Below are 20,465 nucleotides of genomic sequence, written 5' to 3'. Positions count from 1 at the left end.
TCCGCCGTCGTGCAGTATGGAGCGTCACGCACGTATGCGGTCACCGAACGCGAAACCGGCCGCGGCCACCAGCACCCACATCGGGCCGGTGAAACCGGCAAGGTACTGCAGCGGCGAGACGCCGAACAGCGCGGTCAGTCCTCCGAGGACCAGCGACACCCAGCCGATCCAGCGCGGTCCGGCGCCGTGCCGCAGCAGCGCCGCCGCGACCGCCAGCCCGCTGACTCCGACCCCCGCCCACAACCACGGGATCGTGCCCATCCAGTGCGCACCGACCACCGCGAACTCGGGCACCACCTCGTCGAGATGACCGAGCCCGAAGACCAGTTCGGTGGTGAAGCCGGTGCCGAGCAGACACGCGGTGCCGGTGAGGAACAACCCGGCGCCCGCGACGACGGGCAGCAAGGTGCCCTCCGGTAGACGGTCGGCGAGTCGACGGGCCAACCCGGCCGCGAACACCAGCATCAGCAGACAGGCGAGCGTCAGCGACACGTGCATCACCACGATGGCGGCGCGCTGATCCGCGAGACGGTTCGCGATCGCGACGGCGTCCCCCGCCACATTCTCGGCGTACGCCGCGTCGATCAGGCCGCTCGCCTGGATGCCGACGATGCCGGCCAGGCCGGCCACGGCGCCGCAGTACGCCCAGGTCCTGGGTCGACGCGTCGCGACGGACACCGCCTGCGCGGTGTCGGACAGGTCCACTGTGCTCATGTGAGCTCCTCGGGTCGCGGCACGCCGACCCGAGCGGACGGCGTCTGCCGGAACGCGTTCGACGCGTCCGAGCCGAGCCTGCTGCGCCCGGTGTCCCGGACACCAGGGCCCGGTGTCCCGACCTACCGGGACACGGTGCGCTTCGGAAGCATCCCCGGCCCAGCGCAATTCGCGCAGGCGCGTCCTACGAGAGGCGCGCGGCGAATCGTGCGATGCTGCGGCCATGAGAATTTCACATCGAATTGCTTCGGCTGCAGGCGTGGGGCTCATGGGCGCTGCCATGGTCGTCGCGGCGCCCGGCGTGGCCGGCGCCGCCGAGCCGTGCCAACTCGGGTGGTCGAACGTGGGACCGCGCACGTGCGCCATGACAGACGTCGGCATGGCGCCGGTATGGACGCTCGGAAACGGCGTGTGTGCCGGCATGCTCGTCACGTCGGGGAACGCGTTCGACGGGCCCCTGGCGGGATACTCCGACGCCCGCGGGGCCGTCCACTCGATCGAATTGCGCATCTCGCAGGGCTACTCCCCGCTGGGCGAGTGGGGGTCGACCTCCCTGGCCTGCGACGTGACCGCGATCATCGACTGGCGCAACCTCGACACCGGGCAGAGCGGCACGACGAGCCGATTCATTCCGGCGACCAACACGAGTACCCGTCCGATGTTCGTGTACGTGGGTACGGGGCCGGGACGCGTCCAGCTCACCATGCGTACCGACCACCCGAACCTGCCCGTGACCACAGAGGTGTTCGTCCCCTGACCTCACGCACCGGTGGCGTGGAGTAGAAACTGCCCGGGCCCCCACGGGCCCGGGCAGTCGTCCGGCTAGCCGCGGTAGCCGAGTTCGCGGGCGGTCTGCTGCGCGGCCTCGGTCACCGGAACCGCATAGACCGCAGTGCCGTACGCGCAGATCTCCGACCAGTTGCCGCCGAGGTCCGATGTCTCGAACCGCATCGCGACGATGACGTTTCCGCCCCGCTGCGCCGCCTCGTTGATCAACCGGCCCATCGCCTCGTTGCGGCTCTCGGTCAGGTTCCTGGTCATTCCCTGCAGTTCACCACCGACCAACGACTTGAGGCCGGCGCCGATCTGCGACCCGATGTTGCGCGAGCGCACCGTCAGGCCGAACACCTCGCCGATCACGCGCTGGATCTCCCACCCGGGAACGTCGTTCGTCGTCACAACAAGCATGACCATCAGGCTAGGCAATGGGCGCGACGCACCGGCTGTCGCGGTCCGTCAGCGCCCGGTTCGTGAGCTCCGCGCCCGGCGGCGCACCGCCACCGCCACCGCGATCGCGCCCAGTACGAGGACGCCGAGCACGGCGATCGTGACAGCGCGACCCCGCGGCCCCGGCACCGCGAACTCGGTGCTTCCCGACTCGGGAAAGGTGATGGGTGTTTCGGCGCTCCGCTCGAGCAGCCCGCTCGTGAGCGTGACCGCGGCGTTCCAGGGCCCGACGGGGATGTCCCTGCTGAGGGCGGCCGTCACCGCACCGGAGGTTCCGGGCGCCAGCGTGGTGATTCCCTCGACGGGGATCGGCCCCGCATTGAGGCCTCCCGGCCCGTCGCTGAGCGTGAGGTTGCCCTTCAGGTCCAAGGCTCTGCCGCCGGTGTTGCGGACGTTGGCGTACAGAATCGGGCTTCCGTCGTCCAACCTTGCGGCCGTGAGGGATTCGATGGCAAAGTCGCCCGCAGGAGGATTACCCGGACCCACCGAGAGGTACACCCGGATCCCGACGCGACTGATCTGCGTGATCGCCTGCGATGCAGCGGCCGAGCGCGTTTCGGCCCACAGGACCGCGTACTGCTCCCCGGGCGGCGCGTCGGCCGGCACCGTGATGGTGGCGACGGCTTCGGCAGTCGAGTGTGCGTCCACACTCACCTGCGCGGGCGCGATCGATGTCCACGTCGTCAGGTCGTTGGCCACCTGCCCGGCGGCCCCGGTGAATCGGCCCTGTTCGATCCCCGCCGCCGAGGGATACAGCCGCACCTCGACCCTGTCGTCGGTGGTGTTGGTGACCTCGACGCGCCGCGTGATGGTCGCCCCCGGTGCGAGGTGGTCGACGATGTAGACCCGCGCGCGCGGGTCGTTTCCGCTGCTCGCGGGCGCCTCGAGCAGACGCACTCCGATGGTGCCGTTCTCGGCCTGCGCCGCCTGTGCCCGCGAGATTGTCGAAGCCGTCGAACTGGCCGGCGCCGACGCGACGATCGTGAATCCGCAGATCAGTGCCAGGACGGCGGCGATCCGTCGCGCGAGGGGAAGGAGGGTTCGATTTGCTGTTCGCACTGGGTGGATGTTCCTCGGGGTACCGATGGGTGCCGGGCGCTACCCGTAACCGTCACGCCGGCAACTCAATTAGTCCACAATTCGTGGAGCTGCGGGCTCGGCGCCCCGCCGCACGGACATGGAAATGGGAAGACAGGAATCGACGGTCGGCCGCCACTCCCGACAAGCCCGCCACCTCAGCTCTCAGCCGAGGTGGCGTGGCATCGCCCTGATCAGGCGACGGACGTCGTCACCGTCCCGGTGTAGTCACCGGCGAGTGCGTCGGACGGCAGCCCGACGGTCAGCGTGGGATTCCACGAGGCCGTGTTGTTGCCGCGCACCGCCGTGCCCTGAACCACGGTCTTGGCGGTGTCGAGACCGGCGGCGGCGGTCGGCGTGGCGGTCACCGCTCCCGTGGAATCGATGTCACCGGGGTTGTATTGGACCTGGGTGGGGGCGATGGTGGTGTCGCCACTGCCGGGAGCGAGCGCGAACTCCGACGAGGAGACCGTGACCGTCCAACCGACGTCACTGCCACGCTGGTCACTGACCGTGACGTCGCCGAGCAATCCGAGGACGGCGGCGTCGCCGGTCTGCGCGTCGTTGAGCGTGGCGGAAGGCTGGGGGACGATTGTCAGACCGCCGCCCACGATCTCGAAGGTGGTAGTGGTGTCCTCCGCACCGGCGGTAGCCGGACTCACCAGCGCCGCCACGACCGCAACTCCCGCCACACCGACACTGACCGTTCGCTTGCCCATAATCACTCCTCTGGTAGAGATAGCGCCCCCCGATCCGGCGCTGCCACCGGCACCATAGCATTTTCGATCTTGATCAGCCATTTGGTTGAAGGCGAAAAGATCTGCTCGCGAACAACTTTCGGAAAGGAGACAGGACCGCAACGCAGGAGATGTTGAATCGCAGCGATCTCGGCTCGTTCACGGACCAAGGATGGTGGTTGTTCCACGAAGCCGCGCCGGACATGAACACGGCGCACAGTGCGGCGCGGCGCCCGAACCGAGAAGGTCCGGGCGCCGCTCGCAGCCGGACTTCCCACCCCCGACGCGCGGGAAGACCTCGCAGCGAGGTTCCCACTCCTACCGTTGCATCAGGGTTGCAGTCGCCCGCCCAGGCGCGCAGCGGGACACGGTGGCGCGCCGTACTAGTCGATCTTGCGTGCGCCCAGCACTTCGGCCAGCATCTCGCTGGCCACCTCGTCGGGATCGCGGCGGCTCGCCTGGTCGACGGGCACCGCAGCCTCGGCCATCATCTCCTCCTCGTCCTCCGGGGTGGTCGGAGGCGGAGGGGTGTCGAAGTCGAAGTCGGCCGGCGGCGGCCCGGGATCGTCCGGGTAGTCCGGCGCCTCGGGCGGCGGAATGTCGTCGAGGTCGGACGCCGAGGGACGCGGGGACGCCGGAGGCGTGGCGGCCGCGGCACGCCCCTGGCTCGGACGCGAGAATCGCGGCGCGGCAGCCGCTTTCGGCTGCTGCTGCGGAGCACGGGCCGGCGCTGGTTCGGGGGCCGGTCCGGCACCGTGCTCACACGTGACGTCCCACTCGCCACCGAACACCTCGTGCAGCGCGGCGCGGATGACGTCGCTGTTGCGGGGTTCGACCAGACGCTTCGCGAGCGGCGCCGAGTCGTGTCCCAGTACCAGCCGCGCCCCGTCGACGGACCGCACCGTCGCACCCGAGAGCATCACCTCGACCGTGCGGCTGCGCTCACGCACCTTGGCGCGCACCTCGGACCACACGGCACGGATGGCGGCGGCGTCCGGTCGGGACGGTGAGCCGGGCTGCGCCGGAACGGGTTCGGGGACGGCGGCCGGCGCCGGCTCGGGTTCCGCCGCGCGGGCGGCGGGCTGCGCCGGCGGCGAAGGGGGCGCGGGCCGGGCCGGCGGTTCCTCGACCGGACGCTCCGGGGCCACCGGTTCGGGACGCGTGGGCGCCTGCGCCTGCGGGGCCGGTTCGGGACGCGTGGGCGCCTGCGCCTGCTGGGCCGGCTCGGGCCGCGCAGGCGGCTGCTGCACCGGGGGCGCGGGTGCGGGTGCGGGCGCGGCCGGCTCGGGTGCCGGCGCCGCGGCCACGGGTTCGGCACGGCGCTGGGACGGGCGCTGGTAGACCGGACCGTCGGGCGGGGGCTCCGCGGCGGCGGGGCGCGGCGCGGGCGCGGCGGGGCGCGGGGCGGGGGCCGGCGCGCCGGCCGCGGACGACGCGGGGAGGACGACGCCCTGCTCGATCCGTTCGAGCCGTTGCAGCACCGCCGACTCCGCGTCCGTCGCGGACGGGAGGAGCATCCGCGCGCACATCACCTCGAGCAGCAGCCGCGGCGCGGTCGCCCCGCGCATCTCGCCGAGACCGGCGTGCACCAGCTCGGCGTAGCGCGCCAGGGTGGCGGGACCGATCCGCTCGGCCTCCTCCCGCATCCGCTCCAGGACGTCGCCGGGCGCGTCGACCAGACCGCGATCCGCGGCGTCCGGAACGGCGCGCAGAAGAATGAGGTCGCGCATCCGCTCGAGCAGGTCGACCGCGAATCGGCGGGGGTCGTGGCCGGCGTCCATGACCTTGTCGACGGTCCCGAACAGTCCGGCGCCGTCGCCGGCGGCGAGCGCGTCGACGGCCTCGTCGATGAGGGCGACGTCGGTGACGCCGAGCAGTGCCAGCGCCCGGGTGTAGGTCACACCCTCGTCACCGGCGCCGGCGAGGAGCTGGTCGAGCACACTGAGCGAGTCGCGCGGCGAGCCGCCGCCCGCCCGGATGACGAGCGGGTACACCGCGTCCTCGACCGGGACGTGCTCCTGCGCGCAGATCTTCTCCAGCAGCCCACGCATGGTCGACGGCGCGAGCAACCGGAACGGGTAGTGGTGGGTACGGGACCGGATGGTGGGCAGCACCTTCTCCGGCTCGGTGGTTGCGAAGATGAAGATCAGGTGCTCCGGCGGCTCCTCGACGATCTTGAGGAGCGCGTTGAAGCCCGCGGTGGTGACCATGTGCGCCTCGTCGACGATGAACACCCGGTACCGGGACTCGGCGGGCGCGTAGAAGGCGCGGTCGCGCAGTTCCCGGGTGTCCTCCACACCGCCGTGGCTGGCGGCGTCGAGCTCGATGACGTCGAGGTTGCCCGCACCGCCGGGGCCGAGCGCGACACACGACGCGCACTCGCCGCACGGGGTGGACGTGGGGCCCTCGACGCAGTTGAGAGAGCGCGCCAGGATTCGGGCCGACGACGTCTTGCCACAGCCGCGCGGCCCCGAGAACAGGTAGGCGTGGTTGATGCGTCCGGCGTCGAGTGCGGTGCTCAGGGGCTCGGTGACGTGCTCCTGACCCACCACCTCCGCGAACGAAGCTGGTCGATATTTCCGGTACAGGGCCACGGCGAAAGACTACCGGCGATCGCCGACAGCTCGTCGCCGGAGTGACCGCCGTTGCGGATCCCGCGCGTGCCGCTCCGAGCGCCGGCGGAGAGATTTCCGAAACACAGACGCAACACGCTCGCCCCGCCGTCGAAACTGCAGGGCGCGATCGTCGTTTCTCGCGTGCGGAGACACCCGCCGGTGAGGAGAAGTTCACATGCCCGAGACGATCGATCCCGCGACGACCGCGTGGCTGCTGATCAGTACCGCGCTGGTGCTGCTGATGACCCCCGGCCTGGCGCTGTTCTACGGCGGCATGGTCCGGTCCAAGGGCGTCCTCAACATGATCATGATGAGTTTCGTCTCGATCGCCCTGGTCACGGTGGTGTGGCTGTTCGCCGGGTACAGCCTGGCGTTCGGCGACGACGTCGGCGGCGGGCTGATCGGCGGGTTCGAGCACCTGGGCATGGCGGGCATCTCCCCGGACACCGCGCACGGCCCGGTGCCCGAGATTCTGTTCGCGACGTTCCAGCTGGCGTTCGCGATCCTCACCGCCGCGCTGATCAGCGGCGCGATCGCCGACCGCGCCAAGTTCTCGTCCTGGATGGTCTTCGTCCCGCTGTGGGCACTGCTGGTCTACGTGCCGGTCGCCCACTGGGTGTGGGGGCCGGACGGCTGGATCGCGAAGCTCGGGGTGCTCGACTACGCCGGCGGGCTCGTCGTCGAGATCGTCTCCGGTGCGTGGGCGCTGGCGCTCGCGCTGGTCCTCGGCCCGCGGATCGGGTTCCGGAACGAGCCGATGCGCCCGCACAACCTGCCCATGGTGCTGCTCGGCGTCGGGTTGCTGTGGTTCGGCTGGTTCGGGTTCAACGCCGGCTCGGCGATGGCGGCCGACGGCACCGCCGCCGCCGTCTTCCTCAACACCCTCGTCGCCGGCTGCACGGGTCTGCTCGGCTGGCTGTTCGTCGAGCAGAAGCGGGACGGCCACCCCACCACCTTCGGCGCCGCGTCGGGCGTCGTCGCGGGCCTGGTCGCGATCACTCCGTCCTGCGGGACCGTGAACATGGTGGGCGCCGCCGTGGTCGGTGTCGCGGCCGGTGCGGTGTGCTCGTTCGCGGTGGGTTGGAAGTTCCGATTCGGCTACGACGACGCCCTCGACGTCGTCGGTGTCCATCTCGTCGGCGGGATCGTGGGCACGCTGCTGATCGGACTGCTCGCCGCGGAGGTCATGACCGGTGGCGTCGAGGGACTGCTCTACGGCGGTGGATTCGCGCAGCTCGGTAAGCAGGCCTTGGCGGTGCTGGTCGTGGGCGCCTACGCGTTCGCGATGTCGTACGGCCTCGGCAAGATCGTCGACCGGTGGGTCGGGTTCCGCGTCACCGCCGAGCAGGAGACGTCGGGCATCGACCTGGCGTTGCACGCCGAGTCGGCGTACGAGCACGCTGTGCTGGCGCACGGCGCGCAGCCCGGACTCTTCGCCCGCGAGCACGAGCGCCCACGGCAGCGCCCGGACGCCGAGACCGACGAGGTCTGAGCCGCCCGCTCAGGGCGCAGCGACGTGGTCCGTCCAGATTTGCCCGGCGGTCGGCAGCGTCCCCTTCTCGATCCGGCGGTCCGCGTGCCACAGCCGCGCCGCGGCCAGTGCCGGGTCCCGGCGGAGATCGACCCGGTCGGCGTCGATCACGAGCGCGAGGTCGGGAACCGCTCCCCCGGCGCGCAGGCTCGCTCGCAGGGCCGGGTCGGCGCTCACGTGTGCGGTTCCGTGCACCGACAGCACGCGCTCGTCCCCCGGCACCAACACGGTGACCGCGACGGCGGGATTGTCGAGCAGGTTGCGGAAGGTGTCGGTGCGCCGGTTGCCCGGACGGTCGGGCAAAGCGATCCGTCGGGGTCCCAACGCCGCGACGAATCCTCGCTCGTCCCCCTTGGGGCTGACGTCGCCGTGGCCGGCGCCGTCGGTGGTCGACACCGTCAGGAACGACGACATCGCCACGAACGCCTGGACGTCCGGGTGATGGAAGTCGCCGTCCGCCACCGTGTTCGGTGCCAGCTCCGAGGGCCCGTGGTCGCGCCACAACTTCGAGCGTGTGATGCAGCGCGCGCAGTGCAGGAAGGCCTCGTCCACGTCGAGCACCGCGTCCGCGCCGTCACGGCGCAGCCGCCCGTTGACGCGCAGGGTCTCGCCGTAGCCGGACACCAGTGCCACCAGTCCCGCCGGGGCGCCGTCGGAGACGGCGTCCGGCACGACGTCGGCGGTCCCCGGTAGCCGCAGCGTGCTCGCGTCGTGCGCCTGCAGGACACCGGGGTCACCACCGACGACGAGCGAGTGCTGGGCACCCGAACGGTCCTACAGTCCCAGCACCGCGAACGGCGCCTGCGCGAGGAATGCCGCGCAGTGCGCATCGAGGGTCGTGACGGACTTCGCGAGTGTCAGGGGCGGTTGTTCGCCGTAGATGCTCTCGAGGTGGGCGACGGTCGAGACGACGGTCACGGCCGCGGCCTAGCCGACCGCCGGGACGGTGGTCGCCGGGTCGTCGTCGGAGGCCGCCGCGAGTGCCGGCACCGTGGCGTCCAGCAGGTACGGCAGGCTCAGCGGGCTCGCGAAGCCGAGGGCGGCGGGCACGTCGGTGCCGAAGTCGCCGAGGTAGACGGTGCGGTCCTCCTGCACGACGCGCAGCTGCGCGAACGCCGGGTCGGTAGCCAGCTTCTCCTTGGTCGCTCCCAGCACGATCAGCGTGTCCTGATCGAGCAGATTCAGCTGCTCGGGGCTGATGCTGCCGGTCTGGGCGGGCGTCGTGAAGCCGAGGTTGGTGAAGAAGTCGCCGCGCGGATCGCCGGCTTCGAAAATGTAGAAGTCGCCGTCCATGTACATCGCGACGGCGGCGGTGCGGCCCTGGAACTGCGGGTTGGCAGCCTTGGCGTCGTCGAAGTCGGCTTCGACGGACCGGCGCAGCTCGGTCGCCTCGCCCTCCTTACCGAGCGCACGGCCGATGGTCTCGAGCTGGTCCTTCCAGGAGCCGGATCCGCCACCCGCACTCTGCAGGTCACCGATCGTGGGCGCGAGCGCCGCCAGCGTGTCGTAGCCCGACTGCTCCGTCAGGGAGTAGGTGCCGACGATGAGGTCCGGGTTCGCCTGGGCGATCTTCTCGTACTGCAGTTCCATCTCGCCGACCTCGGGGATGTCGTGCGCGTACTGCGTCGCCCACGGGCGGTCCTTGTAGGCGTAGCCGGAGTAGGCGCGGGTCGCCACCGGCGTCTCACCGAGCGCGAGGACGAAGTCGAGATCGTTGAAGCCCACCGTGACGATGCGCGACGGCGCCTGCTCGACGGTGGTCGATCCGTACGCGTGCTCGATCGTCACCGGGAACGACCCGTCGGCCGTGGAGGCGGACGCCTCGTCGGTCGATCCGTCGGAGCCACACGCCGCGAGCGACAAGGTTCCGGCTAGAGCGACGAGGGACAACACGAACGGACGCCGACGAGCAGACACAGCAACACACCCTTCTGGAGTTAACTGAAGCTAACCTAACTCGAGGGTGGTTTGTCCGTAAACCCCGGCCCGCCCGTTGCGGACACGATCCGATTCGCGCGACGACCGGTTGCATTCCCCCGCACGGCGATACGCTGGTCGTCATCACCGTCTCGAGAAGAGGTGCGTCGTGGCGTCGTTTCCTGCTCTCACCCACGTCGCGGTCACGGTCTCGGATCTGACCGCCAGCATCGAGTGGTACACGCGAGTTTTCGGTGCGCCGCCGGTCCTCGACGAGGACGAGGAATCCGGGTCGTATCACCACGCGGTCTTCGCGCTCGGTGGCGGCACGATGTTCGGCCTGCACGCCCACACCGGCGCGGCGCCGTCCGGCACGTTCGACGAACGACAGGTGGGCCTCGACCACATCGCGTTCGGTTGCACCGCAGCGGAACTGGAGCAGTGGCGGAGCCGGCTCGACGAACTCGACATCGCCCACGGCGGCATCAAGGCCGCCGCCTACGGATCGGGTCTGTCGTTCCGGGACCCCGACAACATCGCGCTCGAGTTCTTCGCGCCGCCGGGCTGACCTACTTGTCCTTGGCGGCCTTCGCGGCGGCCTTGGCTGCCTGCTTGAATTCGCGCACCTCGAGCAGCGTCTGACGATCGACGACGTCGGCGATGGACCGACGGGCGCCCTCGTCCCCGTAGGACCCGGCCGCCTCGCGCCAGCCCGTCGGTTGCACGCCGATCTGCTTGCCCAACAGCGCCAGGAAGATTCGCGCCTTCTGGTCGCCGTAACCGGGCAGCGCCTTCAGTCGCTTCAGCACGGTCTTGCCGTCCGGCGCGCCGGACGTCCAGACGGCTGCGGTGTCGCCGTCGTAGTGCTCGACGATGTAGGCGCACAGCGCCTGGATCCGTTCGCCCATCGACTTCGGGAACCGGTGCACCGCCGGCGGCTGCGCGCACACCGCGATGAAATCGTCCGGATTCATCTCGGCAATCTTGTGAACGTCGAGGCCGCCGAGGCGCTCGTCGAGCTTCTTCGGTCCCGCGAAGGCGGTCTCCATCGGGACCTGCTGGTCGAGCAGCATCCCGATCAACAGCGCGAGCGGGTCGGACGCCAGCAGTGCGTCCGCCGCGGGATCACCGACGAGGTTCAAGGTGAGTGCCATGCCTCGATCCTGCCATCCGGCCCGCGCGGTGGTGGTCGCCTCTGGTGGTCGCCGCGGTCGGCGACGGGAGGATGCGGGTCATGGCTCGGTAGCCGTACGCGGTGTCGACGCCCGGTTCGACGACGGCGACGTCGAGACGACGGCCGCCGCGGCCGTAGATTCTCATGACTCGGCTGGGCTGACCGGGTTCGGGATCGGCCACCTCCAACCCGTCCTCGGGATCGATGTGACGTTGCAGCGCGCTCACCGCGTTCCACTCGAAGTGGATGCGCGTCACCGGGCCGATTCTCGGGGCGACGCCGTCCACCAGGTCGTGGAGTTCGATGCTCAGGTTCTGGCTGCGGGGCCACCACACGGCTGCAACGTCGCTGAGGGCGCCGTCGCTGAACAACAGCCTGAGGGGACGGGTGTGGGTGGGAGTGCGCGTGGGGTCGGGCAACGACTCACCGCCGTTCGGCGCGGAAGTTTCCCGGCGCATGTCGAATCGGGCGGGGGTTCGCGTCATTCGAGACGCTCCTAACAGTGGCCGCGAATCGGCCTCGATTTCCAAACGCGGCCCGCCTGGGGATGCCCCGGCGTGAACAGCCTGCGATACCTCCACCGTACACGGCGGTTCGATCATCGACGACGGGGTACCCGTGCTCGTGGCGTCTGCCGGTGCCCTACAGCAGAACTTCGCGTTCGACACCGAACGGGAGCTGTAGCCCGCCCCCGGCAATCCACACCGTCCGAACGTTTTTCGACATCGAATGTCCGATTGGAGAGACCCATGAGAAAAGCGATCGCCACCGCAGCCATCGGTATCGCGGCCGTGACGTCACTGGTCGCGTGCGGAAACGACGACTCCGACGAGACGCCGGCGACCACCGAGAACGAGACGACCACGAGCATGATGGAAGAGCCCACGACGACCGCGGAGAACACCACGGCGGGAGAGACGTCGGTGACCTCCACCGACCAACTCGGCACGTTCGACCAGGCCAAGATCGATGCGTTCGTCGCGGCGTTCCGGACGAGGTATTCCGATCTGTCCCAGGATCGCGACGACGACAGCATCGAGAACATCGTCATCGACTCGTGCCAGCAGCTCGCGAACGGCGTCGACGAACAGCAGGTGACCGAGAAGATCCGCGTGTCGGCCGCCAACGGCGGGACACAGCCCACGCAGGAGGAAGCAGAGCAGATCTACGACATGGTCACCCCGGCCTGCCCCTGACGGGGACCGCCCCCGCGGGGCGCGCCTTCCACGACCACCCATCCGAAACCACTCCCTCTACGAACTGGCGACAACGAGACGGAGAGGGCGTGGGGCACGATGACGACGGAATCGCACCGAGCACAGGGCACGGCAGTATCCCGCCTGCGGACGCTGCCCGCGCGCGCGGCGTCGGGGATCGTCGCCGCCGGGGTGGTGCTCGGGGTCGGCGAATTGGTGGCGGTGCCGATCGCTCCCGGATCGTCGCCCTTCTTCGCGGTCGGCTCCACCACGGTCGACCGCAGCCCGGCGTGGGCGCGGGAGTTCGCAATTTCCACGTTCGGGACGAACGACAAGACGGCACTGTTCATCGGGATGAGCGTGCTGATCGTGGTCCTGGCGGCGGTCGCGGGCGTCGTCGAGCGCACCCGCCGCCCCTACGGCAGCGGCGTCCTGATCGCATTGGGGCTGGTAGGGGTGTACGCGGCCCTCGAGCGTCCCGGGGCCACGGCGCTGTGGGCGGTACCGACCGCGGTCGGTACCGTCGCCGGTGTCGTCGTCCTGCGCGTACTGACGACCCGGGCACGGGCCCTCGACGAGCCCGAGCAGACCCACGCCGACGGGATGTCGCGGCGCAGGTTCCTGGTGCTGGCGGGAACAGCCGCGGCGATGGCCGTGGCGGCCGGAACGGTTGCCCGCCGGATCGCCGACAACGTAGCCGGGGCCGTCCGCAATCGCGCGGCCTTCCTGCTCCCGTCCGTCGCCGCGGAGAACCGGGCGCGGCCGATCCCCGCGGGCGCCGACATCGCCGTGCCGGGCGGCACCCCGTTCGTGACCGCCAACGAGACCTTCTACCGTATCGACACCGCGCTGCAGGTGCCGATGCTCACCACCGACGACTGGACCCTCCGGATCCACGGCATGGTCGACCGCGAGCGCACTCTCGACTGGGACGACCTCGTCGCCCGCACCCCGATCGAACGCACCGTCACCCTGACCTGTGTGTCCAACGAGGTCGGCGGCAATCTCGCCGGCAACGCCACCTGGACGGGGTACCGGATCGCGGACCTGCTCGACGAAATCGGCGTCTCCCCCGACGCCGACATGCTGCTGTCGACCAGCGTCGACGGGTTCACGGTCGGCACGCCCCTCGCCGCGCTGCGTGACGGACGGGACGCCATCCTCGCCGTGACGATGAACGGGGAGCCGCTGCCCTTCGAGCACGGTTATCCGGTGCGGCAGGTGGTGCCGGGGCTGTACGGGTTCGTCTCGGCCACCAAGTGGGTGGTGGAGTGGGAGGTGACGCGGTTCGACCGCGCCCAGGCGTACTGGACCCGCCGCGGCTGGGCCGAGCAGGCGCCGATCAAGACGGCGTCGCGGATCGACGTCCCGGCGCCGTTCGCGCGAGTGGACAGCGGCGAGGTGGTGGTCGCCGGGACCGCATGGGCACAACACCGCGGCATCGCCCGTGTCGAGGTGCGGGTGGGCGATGGCCCGTGGCAGGACGCCGTTCTCGCCCCCGAGTACTCGATCGACACGTGGCGGCAGTGGACCTGGCGGTGGCAGGCACCGACGGGCACCCACACCCTGCACGTGCGTGCCACCGATCTCGACGGGAACGTGCAGACCGAGCAGCGCGCGGCGCCGATCCCCGACGGCGCCAGCGGGTGGCACACCCGGTCCGTCACGGTCGTGTGAGCAACGACGCACGCCGTCCGACTTCCGGAATATCGCTGTCCCGCAGCACCTTTCGATCTTCACTGTCGGCATCGCGGCCGCGACGGGTTTAACCCCGACCGGCCCGGGTAATCCGGGAGCAGAAGACACCGACGCGGCGGCCCCACCGACCGCCGCACGACGGAAGGAGACCCGGGTGGGCGACGCCGATGCCGACACCACGCGAACCGACCAGTTGCACTTCCAGAACCCGGTGACCAGGTATCCGGCCATCGAACCCCCCGAGCAGCACCAGGCCGAGCCCGGACTGGACAGCGAGCTGCAGCCGAAGGCGGACATCGGCGAATTCTCGTACCGCGGTACCGGCCGCCTCGAGGGCCGCAAGGCGCTGGTGACCGGCGGAGACTCCGGGATCGGCGCTGCCGTCGCGATCGCCTTCGCCCGCGAGGGCGCCGACGTGGCGCTGAGCTACCTACCTGCCGAGGAGCAGGACGCACAGAATGTCGCGCGCCTCATTCGTGAGTGCGGACGCACCGCGGTGACGCTGCCGGGCGATCTCACCGACGCCGCCTTCTGCCGCCAGGTGGTCGACGACGCCGCCGGGCAGTTGGGCGGGCTGGACATCCTGGTCAACAACGCCGGGAAGCAGATCGTCGCCACCAGTCTCGAGGAGTTGCCCGACGAGCAGGTGGAGCAGACGTACCAGACGAACATTCTGGCGATGTTCCGCACCACTCGGGCGGCGCTCGCCCACCTACCCGCGGGCGGCACCATCATCAACACCACCTCGGTCGAGGCGTACATGCCGGCGCCGACGCTCGTCGACTACGCCTCGACGAAGGCCGCCATCAACAACTTCACCAAGGGCCTGGCGAACCAGCTCGCCGACAAGGGAATACGCGCCAACGCCGTCGCGCCCGGGCCCATCTGGACCCCGCTGCAGCCGACCGACGGCCAGCCGAAGGAGAAGTTGCCGGAGTTCGGCCGGAGCACCCCGTTGGGGCGGGCGGGGCAGCCCACCGAACTCGCCCCTGCATACGTCTTCCTCGCATCGCCCGAGTCCAGCTACGTCACCGGCGCCACGATCCACGTCAACGGCGGCATGCCGTCGCCGTAACCCGCCCCGCCCACACCCCGACCGAGGAGGAGCCCCCCCGATGACGACGCGACCACCCCTGGCCCTGGTCACCGGCGCTTCGAGCGGCATCGGACTCGAACTGGCGAAGCTGTTCGTCGGCGACGGGTACGACGTCATCGTCGTCGCCGAGCAGCCGCAACTGGAAACCGTTGCCGCCGAGCTGGAATCGACTGGCGGTGCGGTCCACCCGGTCGTCGCCGACCTGCGCACGGCGACCGGGGTCCAGGAGGTGGGGCGGGCCCTCGAAGCCGACGGCCGGCCCCTGGCCGCGGCGGCGCTCAACGCGGGGATCGGCCACGGCGGCACGTTCGTCGACACCGACGTGGCCGTCCTCCTCGACATCATCGACCTCAACGTGCGCGGCACCGTGCACCTGGCCAAGATCGTGTTCGACGCGATGGCCCGGGAGGGTGCCGGGAAGGTGCTGATCACTTCGTCGGTCGCCTCGACCCTCCCCGGCCCGTACCAGACCGTGTACAACGCCTCGAAGTCGTTCCTGCAGTCGTTCAGCGACGGACTCCAGGCCGAATTGACCGGTACCGGCATCACCCTCACCTCGCTGATGCCCGGGGCCACCGCGACCGACTTCTTCCGCCGGGCCCGGCTCGAGGACAGCGTGATGGGCCGCATGCCCAAGGACGACCCGGCCGCGGTGGCGCGCGCCGGGTACGACGCCATGCAACAGGGAAAGCGGAAGGTGGTGGCCGCGTCGCTGATGTCGAAGGGCCTCGCCGCGGCCGGCGCCGTGCTCCCCGTCTCGGTCAAGGCGGCGGCACACAAGGTCCTCGCCAAGCCACGCCGATCCCACTGACCCGCCGCGGCGCGCTGCGAGAACTTCGTTACCTCGGCGCAGTACACGCCGCACGCTCGTAACTTTCGGGAAATCGACCGACCACAATGCGTGCGTAGTTTTCTGCCGCATGACAGTTATCGGTGCGAACCACGCTCCCGTCGTCCGGGCCGCCGCCCTCAGGGGCAGCCGGTTGGAACGCACCCTGCTCCAACGGGTCGGCACTGCCGTCGACACCACCACCCGCGTCGTCTGGCTGCAGGCGGACGCTCTCTACTGTGACGTCCGCCGACCCGCCGGCATGTCCGCCGTCACCGCGCCCTGCCTGTCGGCGCTGAGCCTCGACGATCTGCTCACCCTCGCCACCCAGGACGCCTTCGCCGGGCGACTGGTGGATCACGGCGGCCACGTCGAGTGGACGCGCACGGTCGAACTACACGCACCGGGCCCGCACGCCGACGCCGGCACCCTCACCCGCCTCGACGATCGAACACTCGTGGAACACGGTCACTTCGAGAAGTATCGCGAGGAATGGGCCGTCACCGCGTCCGCCCTCCCGACCGAAGAGATCACGCTCGTCGACACCGACACCGGCGCCCCCGGCGTACTCGTCCGTGTCGGTGACCACTTCGGGTTCGCCCGCGGGCGCACGGCGCCGTTGGCCGAGGACCTCACCGACGCAATCCGAGGTGCCGCCACCCTCGCCGACGCCCGACGCGCACTGGACTGCGAAATCTCGCTGGGGCGCGTCCACGACGACCGGTGGCTCGTCACCACCTCCACGCTGCCGTACCGGGTGGGTGCCGACCTGGGCCTGATCCGTGCCGGCGACGACGCCGTGAGCACCGCCGACGTGGACCCGCTGGGACATGCCGTCCGACGCCGGTGGCGGCGCACGCAGTCCTGAGCCGACCGACTTCTACCCGGGAGAAACCCATGACCTCCATTTTCGACTCGATCCCCACCATCGACGTGGCAGCCCTGCGCTCCGCCGATCCGGCAGCGCGACGCACCGTCGTCGACGAATTGGGCCGTGCGGCAAGAGACGTCGGCTTCGCACAGCTGGTCGGGCACGGGATCGACCCGTCCCTGTTCGACGCCCTGCTGACCGCGACGAAGACGTTTTTCGCGCTCCCGTACGACGAGAAGATGCGGGTCTACATCGGCCGCTCCACCAACCACCGCGGATATGTACCGGCAGGCGAGGAGGTGTTCGCGGGCGCGACCCCGGACCACAAGGAGGCGTACGACCTCTCGATCGACCTGCCTTCCGACCACCCGGAGCACCTGGCCGGCAACCCCCTACTCGGGCCCAATCAGTGGCCGGCGCTGGACGGATTCGCCGAGCCGGTGGACGCCTACTACCGAGCCGCCTTCTCGCTGGGACGGATCCTGCTGCGCGCCTTCGCCGAAGCTCTCGGCGAAGATGCGGATCTGTTCGACCGTCATGTCACCACACCCCCGTCCCAACTGCGCCTGATCCACTACCCGCACGACCCGTCCGCGGCGGACCGGCCGGGGATCGGCGCCCATACCGACTACGAGGTGTTCACGCTCCTGCGGCCCACGGCCCCGGGCCTCGAAGTGCTCAACGGGAACGGGGAGTGGATCGACGTGCCGTACCGGGACGACGCCATCGTCCTCAACATCGGTGACCTGTTGGAGATCTGGACCAACGGCCGCTTCGCCGCCACGTCGCACCGGGTACGCAAGGTCGCCGAGGAACGATACTCGTTCCCACTCTTCTTCAACGTCGACTACCACACCCGCGTGGCTCCACTACCGCAGTTCGTCGATGCCGACGGTCCTCGGTACGACGCGGTGGTCGCGGGCGAGCACCTGTTCGCCCAGACCGCACAGAGTTTCACGTATCTCCGCCGCCGGATCGAGAAGGGACACGTCTCCCTTCCCGACGGAGCCCGCCCCCTCTACTCGCTCGGACGTGAGGCGCAGCGCAGCGCCGCCCTCTCCTGAACGCCCCTCCACCACCAGGAGTTCCCATGATCATCACCGGCGTTGCCGTGTTCCTCGTCGTACTCCTCGGCGCGGGCTTCTACTCCACACGCAGGGTCCGCGGCCAGGCAGGGAACTTCCTGCTCGCCGGCCGGTCCCTGTCGGCTCCCATCGTCGCCGTCATCCTGATGTCGCAGGTGATCGACTCGAACGCCACGCTCGGCAGCGCCGACCTGGCGGCCGGCTTCGGCTTCTGGGCCGGTGCCGCCATGCCCATCGGCGTCGCGCTCGCGGTACTGCTGGCCGGTGCGTTCTTCGCTCGGAAGCTGCACGCCTCCGGCGTTGTGACACTGCCCGAGTACTTCGCCCGCCGATTCGGGCGCGGCACCGAGATCACGGCATCGATTCTCACCGTCGGCAGCTTCGCGATCCTGCTCGCCGGCAATCTGGTCGCCCTCGGCTTTCTCCTCGAGTACTTCGTGGGCATCAGCTACACCGCAGCCGTTCTGGTGCTCATCCCCTTCGTTCTCGCCTACACGATGGCCGGTGGCATGTTCGCCAGCGTCTACACCGGGCTCGTGCAGTTCGCGGTCATGGCCGTCGGCATCGTCGGCCTGGGACTGTGGGTCGCGCTCGGCCCCGGCTTCTCCACCCCCGACGGTCTCGGCGCCGGCAACCTCGGGCAGCTGTCCGATCCCGCGCAGGGTGCCGCGGTCAACTGGGCCACGATCGTCGCCCTCGGCCTGGGCAACCTCGTCGCGATCGACATGATGCAGCGCATCTTCTCGGCGAAGTCCGCACACAGCGCGCAGCGCGCCTGCTTCAGCGCCGCCACGGGGATCCTGGTGCTGTGCGTGCCGCTGTCGTTCGTCGCTCTCGCAGCGGTGAACATCGTCGGCGACGCCGCCGCGGACGCACCCATCCTGTACGTCCTCCTCGGCGAGTACGCCCCGACGTGGCTGGGGATCCTGGTCATCTCCGGCCTGGTCACAGCGTCGCTCACCACCGTCAGCGGCATCCTGCTCTCCACGTCGACCGTTCTGGTGCGCAACATCTTCCGCGTCGGCGGTGAGAACGCGTCGATGTCGTCCGACGTCATGAAGGCCACCCGCCTGGCGATGATCCCGATGGCGGCGATCGGTGCGCTGGTCGCGCTGCGCGTGCCGCAGACCGGCATTCTCCTCACCCTGACGTTCGACCTGCTGCTGGCGAGCCTGGTGGTGCCGTTCGTCCTGGGGGTCTTCTGGAAGCGCGGCGACGGCCGGGCGGTCGCCGCCGCGGCGATCGCGGGGATCGGCGTCCGACTCGGGTTCTTCGTCCTCACTCCCACGATCTACGGCGTCGAGAACACCCTGCTGTACATCCCCAACGATCTCGTCACCGCCTCGGTGGACGGTTGGACGACGTTCCTGGCCGCCGCCGTCTCGCTGGCCGCGTACCTGCTGGTGGCCCTGGCGACCGGGCCGGCCCGCACGTCGGCGCCGGTCCCGGCGCCCGCCCCGATCCGGGTGCCCGGGCCCACGCCGGAAACCGTCCCGGTTCACTGAGACCGGAATCCCGGGTCGGCCCCGACCCGGGATCAGGCGGCCGGCCCCAGCAGTGCCGCCGCACCCTCGACGAGGAGTTCCCGCCACTGGACGTAGTCGTGACCACCGCAGAACTCGCGGTAGTCCACGTCGAAGCCCTTGTTTCGAAGCAGGTCTCGCACCTCACGGTTCTCGTCGAGCAGCCGGGGCTCGAGGAGGCCGGCCGCCATCCAGAAACGCGACTTGCTCACCTCGAGATCGGCCAGCTGCGCCTGGACCGAACGTCCCACCGTCTCGGCACGGGGCCACCAGAACGAGCCGGACAGGCTCACCGCACCACCGAAGCTCTCGGGTGCCTGCAACGCGGCGAACGTGGCGGCCAGACCGCCGTAGCTCGAACCGGCGACCACGACGGATCTGGGATCGCCTGTTGCACACCAGCTTTCCTGCAGATGCGGCAGCAGGTCGCCGGTGAGCGCGTTCAGAAAGGCGGTGCTGCAGGGCAGCTCGCGCGAGCGCAGCCCCGGATCGATGCTGTCGATCATCACCACCAGCGGCACCCGGAGGTCCCGCTCGCCGAACCGGTCGAACGCGGGCGCGATCGGCATCTCCACCGCCGCAACCCGGCCGTCGAAGACGACCACCACCGGTCGGTCCTCGGCGGCCAGCCCGGGAGGTTCGTAGACCCAGACGCTGCGGCCCACGCCCGCGAGTGCCCGCGTCTCCTCCGTCAGCGTCCCGCGGGCGGGCACGCCGGGCGTCCACCACCGTTGCGGCGGAGCGCCCGGCATGACGGCCTCCGACCGGGGGCGCAGTCCCATCGACGAGAACGCCGGAAACCGGCTGTGGTCGTCGGCGACGAGTCCGGTGAGCACCCCGCGCCACCACTCCCACTCCGTCTGCCCGGTGGCCGGGCGGGTGATCGGCTCGACACGGGGCAGGAAGCCGTAGCCACCGCGCCACCGTTCCGGGACGTCGACGGCCAGCGTCCACAGGTCGCCGCCGGGCACCCGCCGGAGCGCGTTGCGCTCGGGGCTGCGGCGATCGGTGATGCCGTTGGCGTCGAGGTAGACGTGCCGAACCGGCGAACCGTCGGGTACCCGGTACACAAAGGTCGCGGTCACGCAGCCGGGCGGGCCCGGATCGATCAGGGGCCCACCCTGCGCTTGCAGGCGCCGCTCCAGCTCCTCGGGCGTGACGGCCGACATAGGTAC

At 70.2% G+C, this 20,465-nt stretch carries 21 protein-coding genes; 10 read left to right on the top strand and 11 right to left on the bottom strand.

Annotated elements, in window-relative coordinates:
- Positions 1-24: 24 nt before the first annotated feature.
- Positions 25-714: a hypothetical protein gene (locus E7742_RS20350; RefSeq protein ID WP_137800598.1), complete on the bottom strand. Its 690-nt coding sequence runs from the start codon at positions 712-714 to the stop codon at positions 25-27.
- 268 nt (positions 715-982) lie between these two features.
- Between E7742_RS20350 and E7742_RS20345 the strand changes: the two genes are divergently transcribed.
- Positions 983-1,471 carry a hypothetical protein gene (locus E7742_RS20345; RefSeq protein WP_254699083.1) on the top strand — a complete coding sequence of 163 codons (489 nt, stop codon included), beginning with the start codon at positions 983-985 and terminating at the stop codon, positions 1,469-1,471.
- Between the two features lie 65 nt (positions 1,472-1,536).
- On the opposite strand, the gene E7742_RS20340 is transcribed toward E7742_RS20345, so the two are convergent.
- The 4 genes from E7742_RS20340 to E7742_RS20325 all read right to left on the bottom strand — a co-directional run bounded on the left by E7742_RS20340 (position 1,537) and on the right by E7742_RS20325 (position 6,349).
- A complete protein-coding gene (locus E7742_RS20340) occupies positions 1,537-1,902 on the bottom strand; it encodes a YbjQ family protein (RefSeq protein ID WP_137800597.1) in 366 nt (121 codons plus the stop codon).
- 48 nt (positions 1,903-1,950) lie between these two features.
- Positions 1,951-3,000: a peptidase gene (locus E7742_RS20335; RefSeq protein ID WP_137800596.1), complete on the bottom strand. Its 1,050-nt coding sequence runs from the start codon at positions 2,998-3,000 to the stop codon at positions 1,951-1,953.
- Positions 3,001-3,212: 212 nt separating this feature from the next.
- The gene (locus tag E7742_RS20330; RefSeq protein ID WP_137800595.1) at positions 3,213-3,737 is read right to left on the bottom strand and encodes a WxL domain-containing protein; all 525 of its coding nucleotides are present in this window, start codon (positions 3,735-3,737) and stop codon (positions 3,213-3,215) included.
- 401 nt (positions 3,738-4,138) lie between these two features.
- Entirely contained in the window at positions 4,139-6,349 is a 2,211-nt protein-coding gene (locus E7742_RS20325) for a DNA polymerase III subunit gamma and tau (protein ID WP_137800594.1), read from the bottom strand.
- A gap of 196 nt (positions 6,350-6,545) precedes the next feature.
- On the opposite strand from E7742_RS20325, the gene E7742_RS20320 reads away from it, so the two are divergent.
- A complete protein-coding gene (locus tag E7742_RS20320; protein ID WP_137800593.1) occupies positions 6,546-7,862 on the top strand; it encodes an ammonium transporter in 1,317 nt (438 codons plus the stop codon).
- A 9-nt stretch (positions 7,863-7,871) separates the two neighbouring features.
- On the opposite strand, the gene E7742_RS20315 is transcribed toward E7742_RS20320, so the two are convergent.
- From E7742_RS20315 to E7742_RS20310, 3 genes are all read right to left on the bottom strand, one after another.
- Positions 7,872-8,573: a pyridoxamine 5'-phosphate oxidase family protein gene (locus tag E7742_RS20315; protein ID WP_254699082.1), complete on the bottom strand. Its 702-nt coding sequence runs from the start codon at positions 8,571-8,573 to the stop codon at positions 7,872-7,874.
- 102 nt (positions 8,574-8,675) lie between these two features.
- Entirely contained in the window at positions 8,676-8,819 is a 144-nt protein-coding gene (locus tag E7742_RS23560; protein WP_254699081.1) for a hypothetical protein, read from the bottom strand.
- A 9-nt stretch (positions 8,820-8,828) separates the two neighbouring features.
- Positions 8,829-9,818: an iron-siderophore ABC transporter substrate-binding protein gene (locus tag E7742_RS20310; RefSeq protein ID WP_137800592.1), complete on the bottom strand. Its 990-nt coding sequence runs from the start codon at positions 9,816-9,818 to the stop codon at positions 8,829-8,831.
- Between the two features lie 169 nt (positions 9,819-9,987).
- Between E7742_RS20310 and E7742_RS20305 the strand changes: the two genes are divergently transcribed.
- Positions 9,988-10,386, top strand: a complete 399-nt coding sequence (locus E7742_RS20305) for a VOC family protein (protein ID WP_137800591.1) — start codon at positions 9,988-9,990, stop codon at positions 10,384-10,386.
- Position 10,387: 1 nt separating this feature from the next.
- Here the strand turns inward: E7742_RS20305 and E7742_RS20300 are convergent, their stop codons facing one another.
- Positions 10,388-10,972 carry an HhH-GPD-type base excision DNA repair protein gene (locus E7742_RS20300; protein ID WP_137800590.1) on the bottom strand — a complete coding sequence of 195 codons (585 nt, stop codon included), beginning with the start codon at positions 10,970-10,972 and terminating at the stop codon, positions 10,388-10,390.
- On the bottom strand, positions 10,944-11,477 hold the full coding sequence (locus E7742_RS20295) for a DUF5994 family protein (RefSeq protein WP_137800589.1): 534 nt from the start codon (positions 11,475-11,477) through the stop codon (positions 10,944-10,946). Before E7742_RS20295 ends, E7742_RS20300 begins: the two co-directional genes overlap by 29 nt.
- Positions 11,478-11,741: 264 nt before the next feature.
- Between E7742_RS20295 and E7742_RS20290 the strand changes: the two genes are divergently transcribed.
- From E7742_RS20290 to E7742_RS20260, 7 genes are all read left to right on the top strand, one after another.
- Positions 11,742-12,188, top strand: coding sequence for a hypothetical protein (locus E7742_RS20290; protein ID WP_137800588.1), 447 nt, complete (start codon positions 11,742-11,744; stop codon positions 12,186-12,188).
- A gap of 99 nt (positions 12,189-12,287) precedes the next feature.
- Positions 12,288-13,865 carry a molybdopterin-dependent oxidoreductase gene (locus tag E7742_RS20285; RefSeq protein WP_137800587.1) on the top strand — a complete coding sequence of 526 codons (1,578 nt, stop codon included), beginning with the start codon at positions 12,288-12,290 and terminating at the stop codon, positions 13,863-13,865.
- 175 nt (positions 13,866-14,040) lie between these two features.
- A complete protein-coding gene (locus E7742_RS20280) occupies positions 14,041-14,961 on the top strand; it encodes an SDR family oxidoreductase (protein WP_137800586.1) in 921 nt (306 codons plus the stop codon).
- A gap of 40 nt (positions 14,962-15,001) precedes the next feature.
- Entirely contained in the window at positions 15,002-15,793 is a 792-nt protein-coding gene (locus E7742_RS20275) for an SDR family NAD(P)-dependent oxidoreductase (RefSeq protein ID WP_137800585.1), read from the top strand.
- A 109-nt stretch (positions 15,794-15,902) separates the two neighbouring features.
- Positions 15,903-16,679 (top strand): hypothetical protein, encoded by a 777-nt coding sequence (locus tag E7742_RS20270; RefSeq protein WP_137800584.1) that lies wholly within the window; start codon positions 15,903-15,905, stop codon positions 16,677-16,679.
- A gap of 29 nt (positions 16,680-16,708) precedes the next feature.
- Positions 16,709-17,746, top strand: coding sequence for an isopenicillin N synthase family dioxygenase (locus E7742_RS20265; RefSeq protein ID WP_137800583.1), 1,038 nt, complete (start codon positions 16,709-16,711; stop codon positions 17,744-17,746).
- 26 nt (positions 17,747-17,772) lie between these two features.
- The gene (locus E7742_RS20260) at positions 17,773-19,272 is read left to right on the top strand and encodes a sodium:solute symporter family protein (protein ID WP_137800582.1); all 1,500 of its coding nucleotides are present in this window, start codon (positions 17,773-17,775) and stop codon (positions 19,270-19,272) included.
- Between the two features lie 32 nt (positions 19,273-19,304).
- Here E7742_RS20260 and fes read toward each other — a convergent pair whose 3' ends face one another.
- On the bottom strand, positions 19,305-20,459 hold the full coding sequence (gene fes, locus E7742_RS20255; RefSeq protein WP_137800581.1) for an enterochelin esterase: 1,155 nt from the start codon (positions 20,457-20,459) through the stop codon (positions 19,305-19,307).
- Positions 20,460-20,465: the final 6 nt, after the last annotated feature.

The organism is Rhodococcus sp. SGAir0479, assembly GCF_005484805.1.
Lineage (GTDB): Bacteria > Actinomycetota > Actinomycetes > Mycobacteriales > Mycobacteriaceae > Prescottella.
The sequence above is the reverse complement of the archived record's forward strand: the minus strand, read 5'-3'. Positions and strand labels throughout refer to the sequence as shown.

What these genes read in the sequence shown, in the direction of transcription:
- E7742_RS20340 (WP_137800597.1), bottom strand. Translation starts at nt 1,902, where the DNA reads ATGCTTGTTGTGACGACGAACGACGTTCCCGGGTGGGAGATCCAGCGC.
- E7742_RS20300 (WP_137800590.1), bottom strand. Translation starts at nt 10,972, where the DNA reads ATGGCACTCACCTTGAACCTCGTCGGTGATCCCGCGGCGGACGCACTG.
- E7742_RS20270 (WP_137800584.1), top strand. Translation starts at nt 15,903, where the DNA reads ATGACAGTTATCGGTGCGAACCACGCTCCCGTCGTCCGGGCCGCCGCC.
- fes (WP_137800581.1), bottom strand. Translation starts at nt 20,459, where the DNA reads ATGTCGGCCGTCACGCCCGAGGAGCTGGAGCGGCGCCTGCAAGCGCAG.
- E7742_RS20285 (WP_137800587.1), top strand. Translation starts at nt 12,288, where the DNA reads ATGACGACGGAATCGCACCGAGCACAGGGCACGGCAGTATCCCGCCTG.
- E7742_RS20345 (WP_254699083.1), top strand. Translation starts at nt 983, where the DNA reads ATGGGCGCTGCCATGGTCGTCGCGGCGCCCGGCGTGGCCGGCGCCGCC.
- E7742_RS20295 (WP_137800589.1), bottom strand. Translation starts at nt 11,477, where the DNA reads ATGACGCGAACCCCCGCCCGATTCGACATGCGCCGGGAAACTTCCGCG.
- E7742_RS20350 (WP_137800598.1), bottom strand. Translation starts at nt 714, where the DNA reads ATGAGCACAGTGGACCTGTCCGACACCGCGCAGGCGGTGTCCGTCGCG.
- E7742_RS20290 (WP_137800588.1), top strand. Translation starts at nt 11,742, where the DNA reads ATGAGAAAAGCGATCGCCACCGCAGCCATCGGTATCGCGGCCGTGACG.
- E7742_RS20330 (WP_137800595.1), bottom strand. Translation starts at nt 3,737, where the DNA reads ATGGGCAAGCGAACGGTCAGTGTCGGTGTGGCGGGAGTTGCGGTCGTG.
- E7742_RS20265 (WP_137800583.1), top strand. Translation starts at nt 16,709, where the DNA reads ATGACCTCCATTTTCGACTCGATCCCCACCATCGACGTGGCAGCCCTG.
- E7742_RS20275 (WP_137800585.1), top strand. Translation starts at nt 15,002, where the DNA reads ATGACGACGCGACCACCCCTGGCCCTGGTCACCGGCGCTTCGAGCGGC.
- E7742_RS20260 (WP_137800582.1), top strand. Translation starts at nt 17,773, where the DNA reads ATGATCATCACCGGCGTTGCCGTGTTCCTCGTCGTACTCCTCGGCGCG.
- E7742_RS20320 (WP_137800593.1), top strand. Translation starts at nt 6,546, where the DNA reads ATGCCCGAGACGATCGATCCCGCGACGACCGCGTGGCTGCTGATCAGT.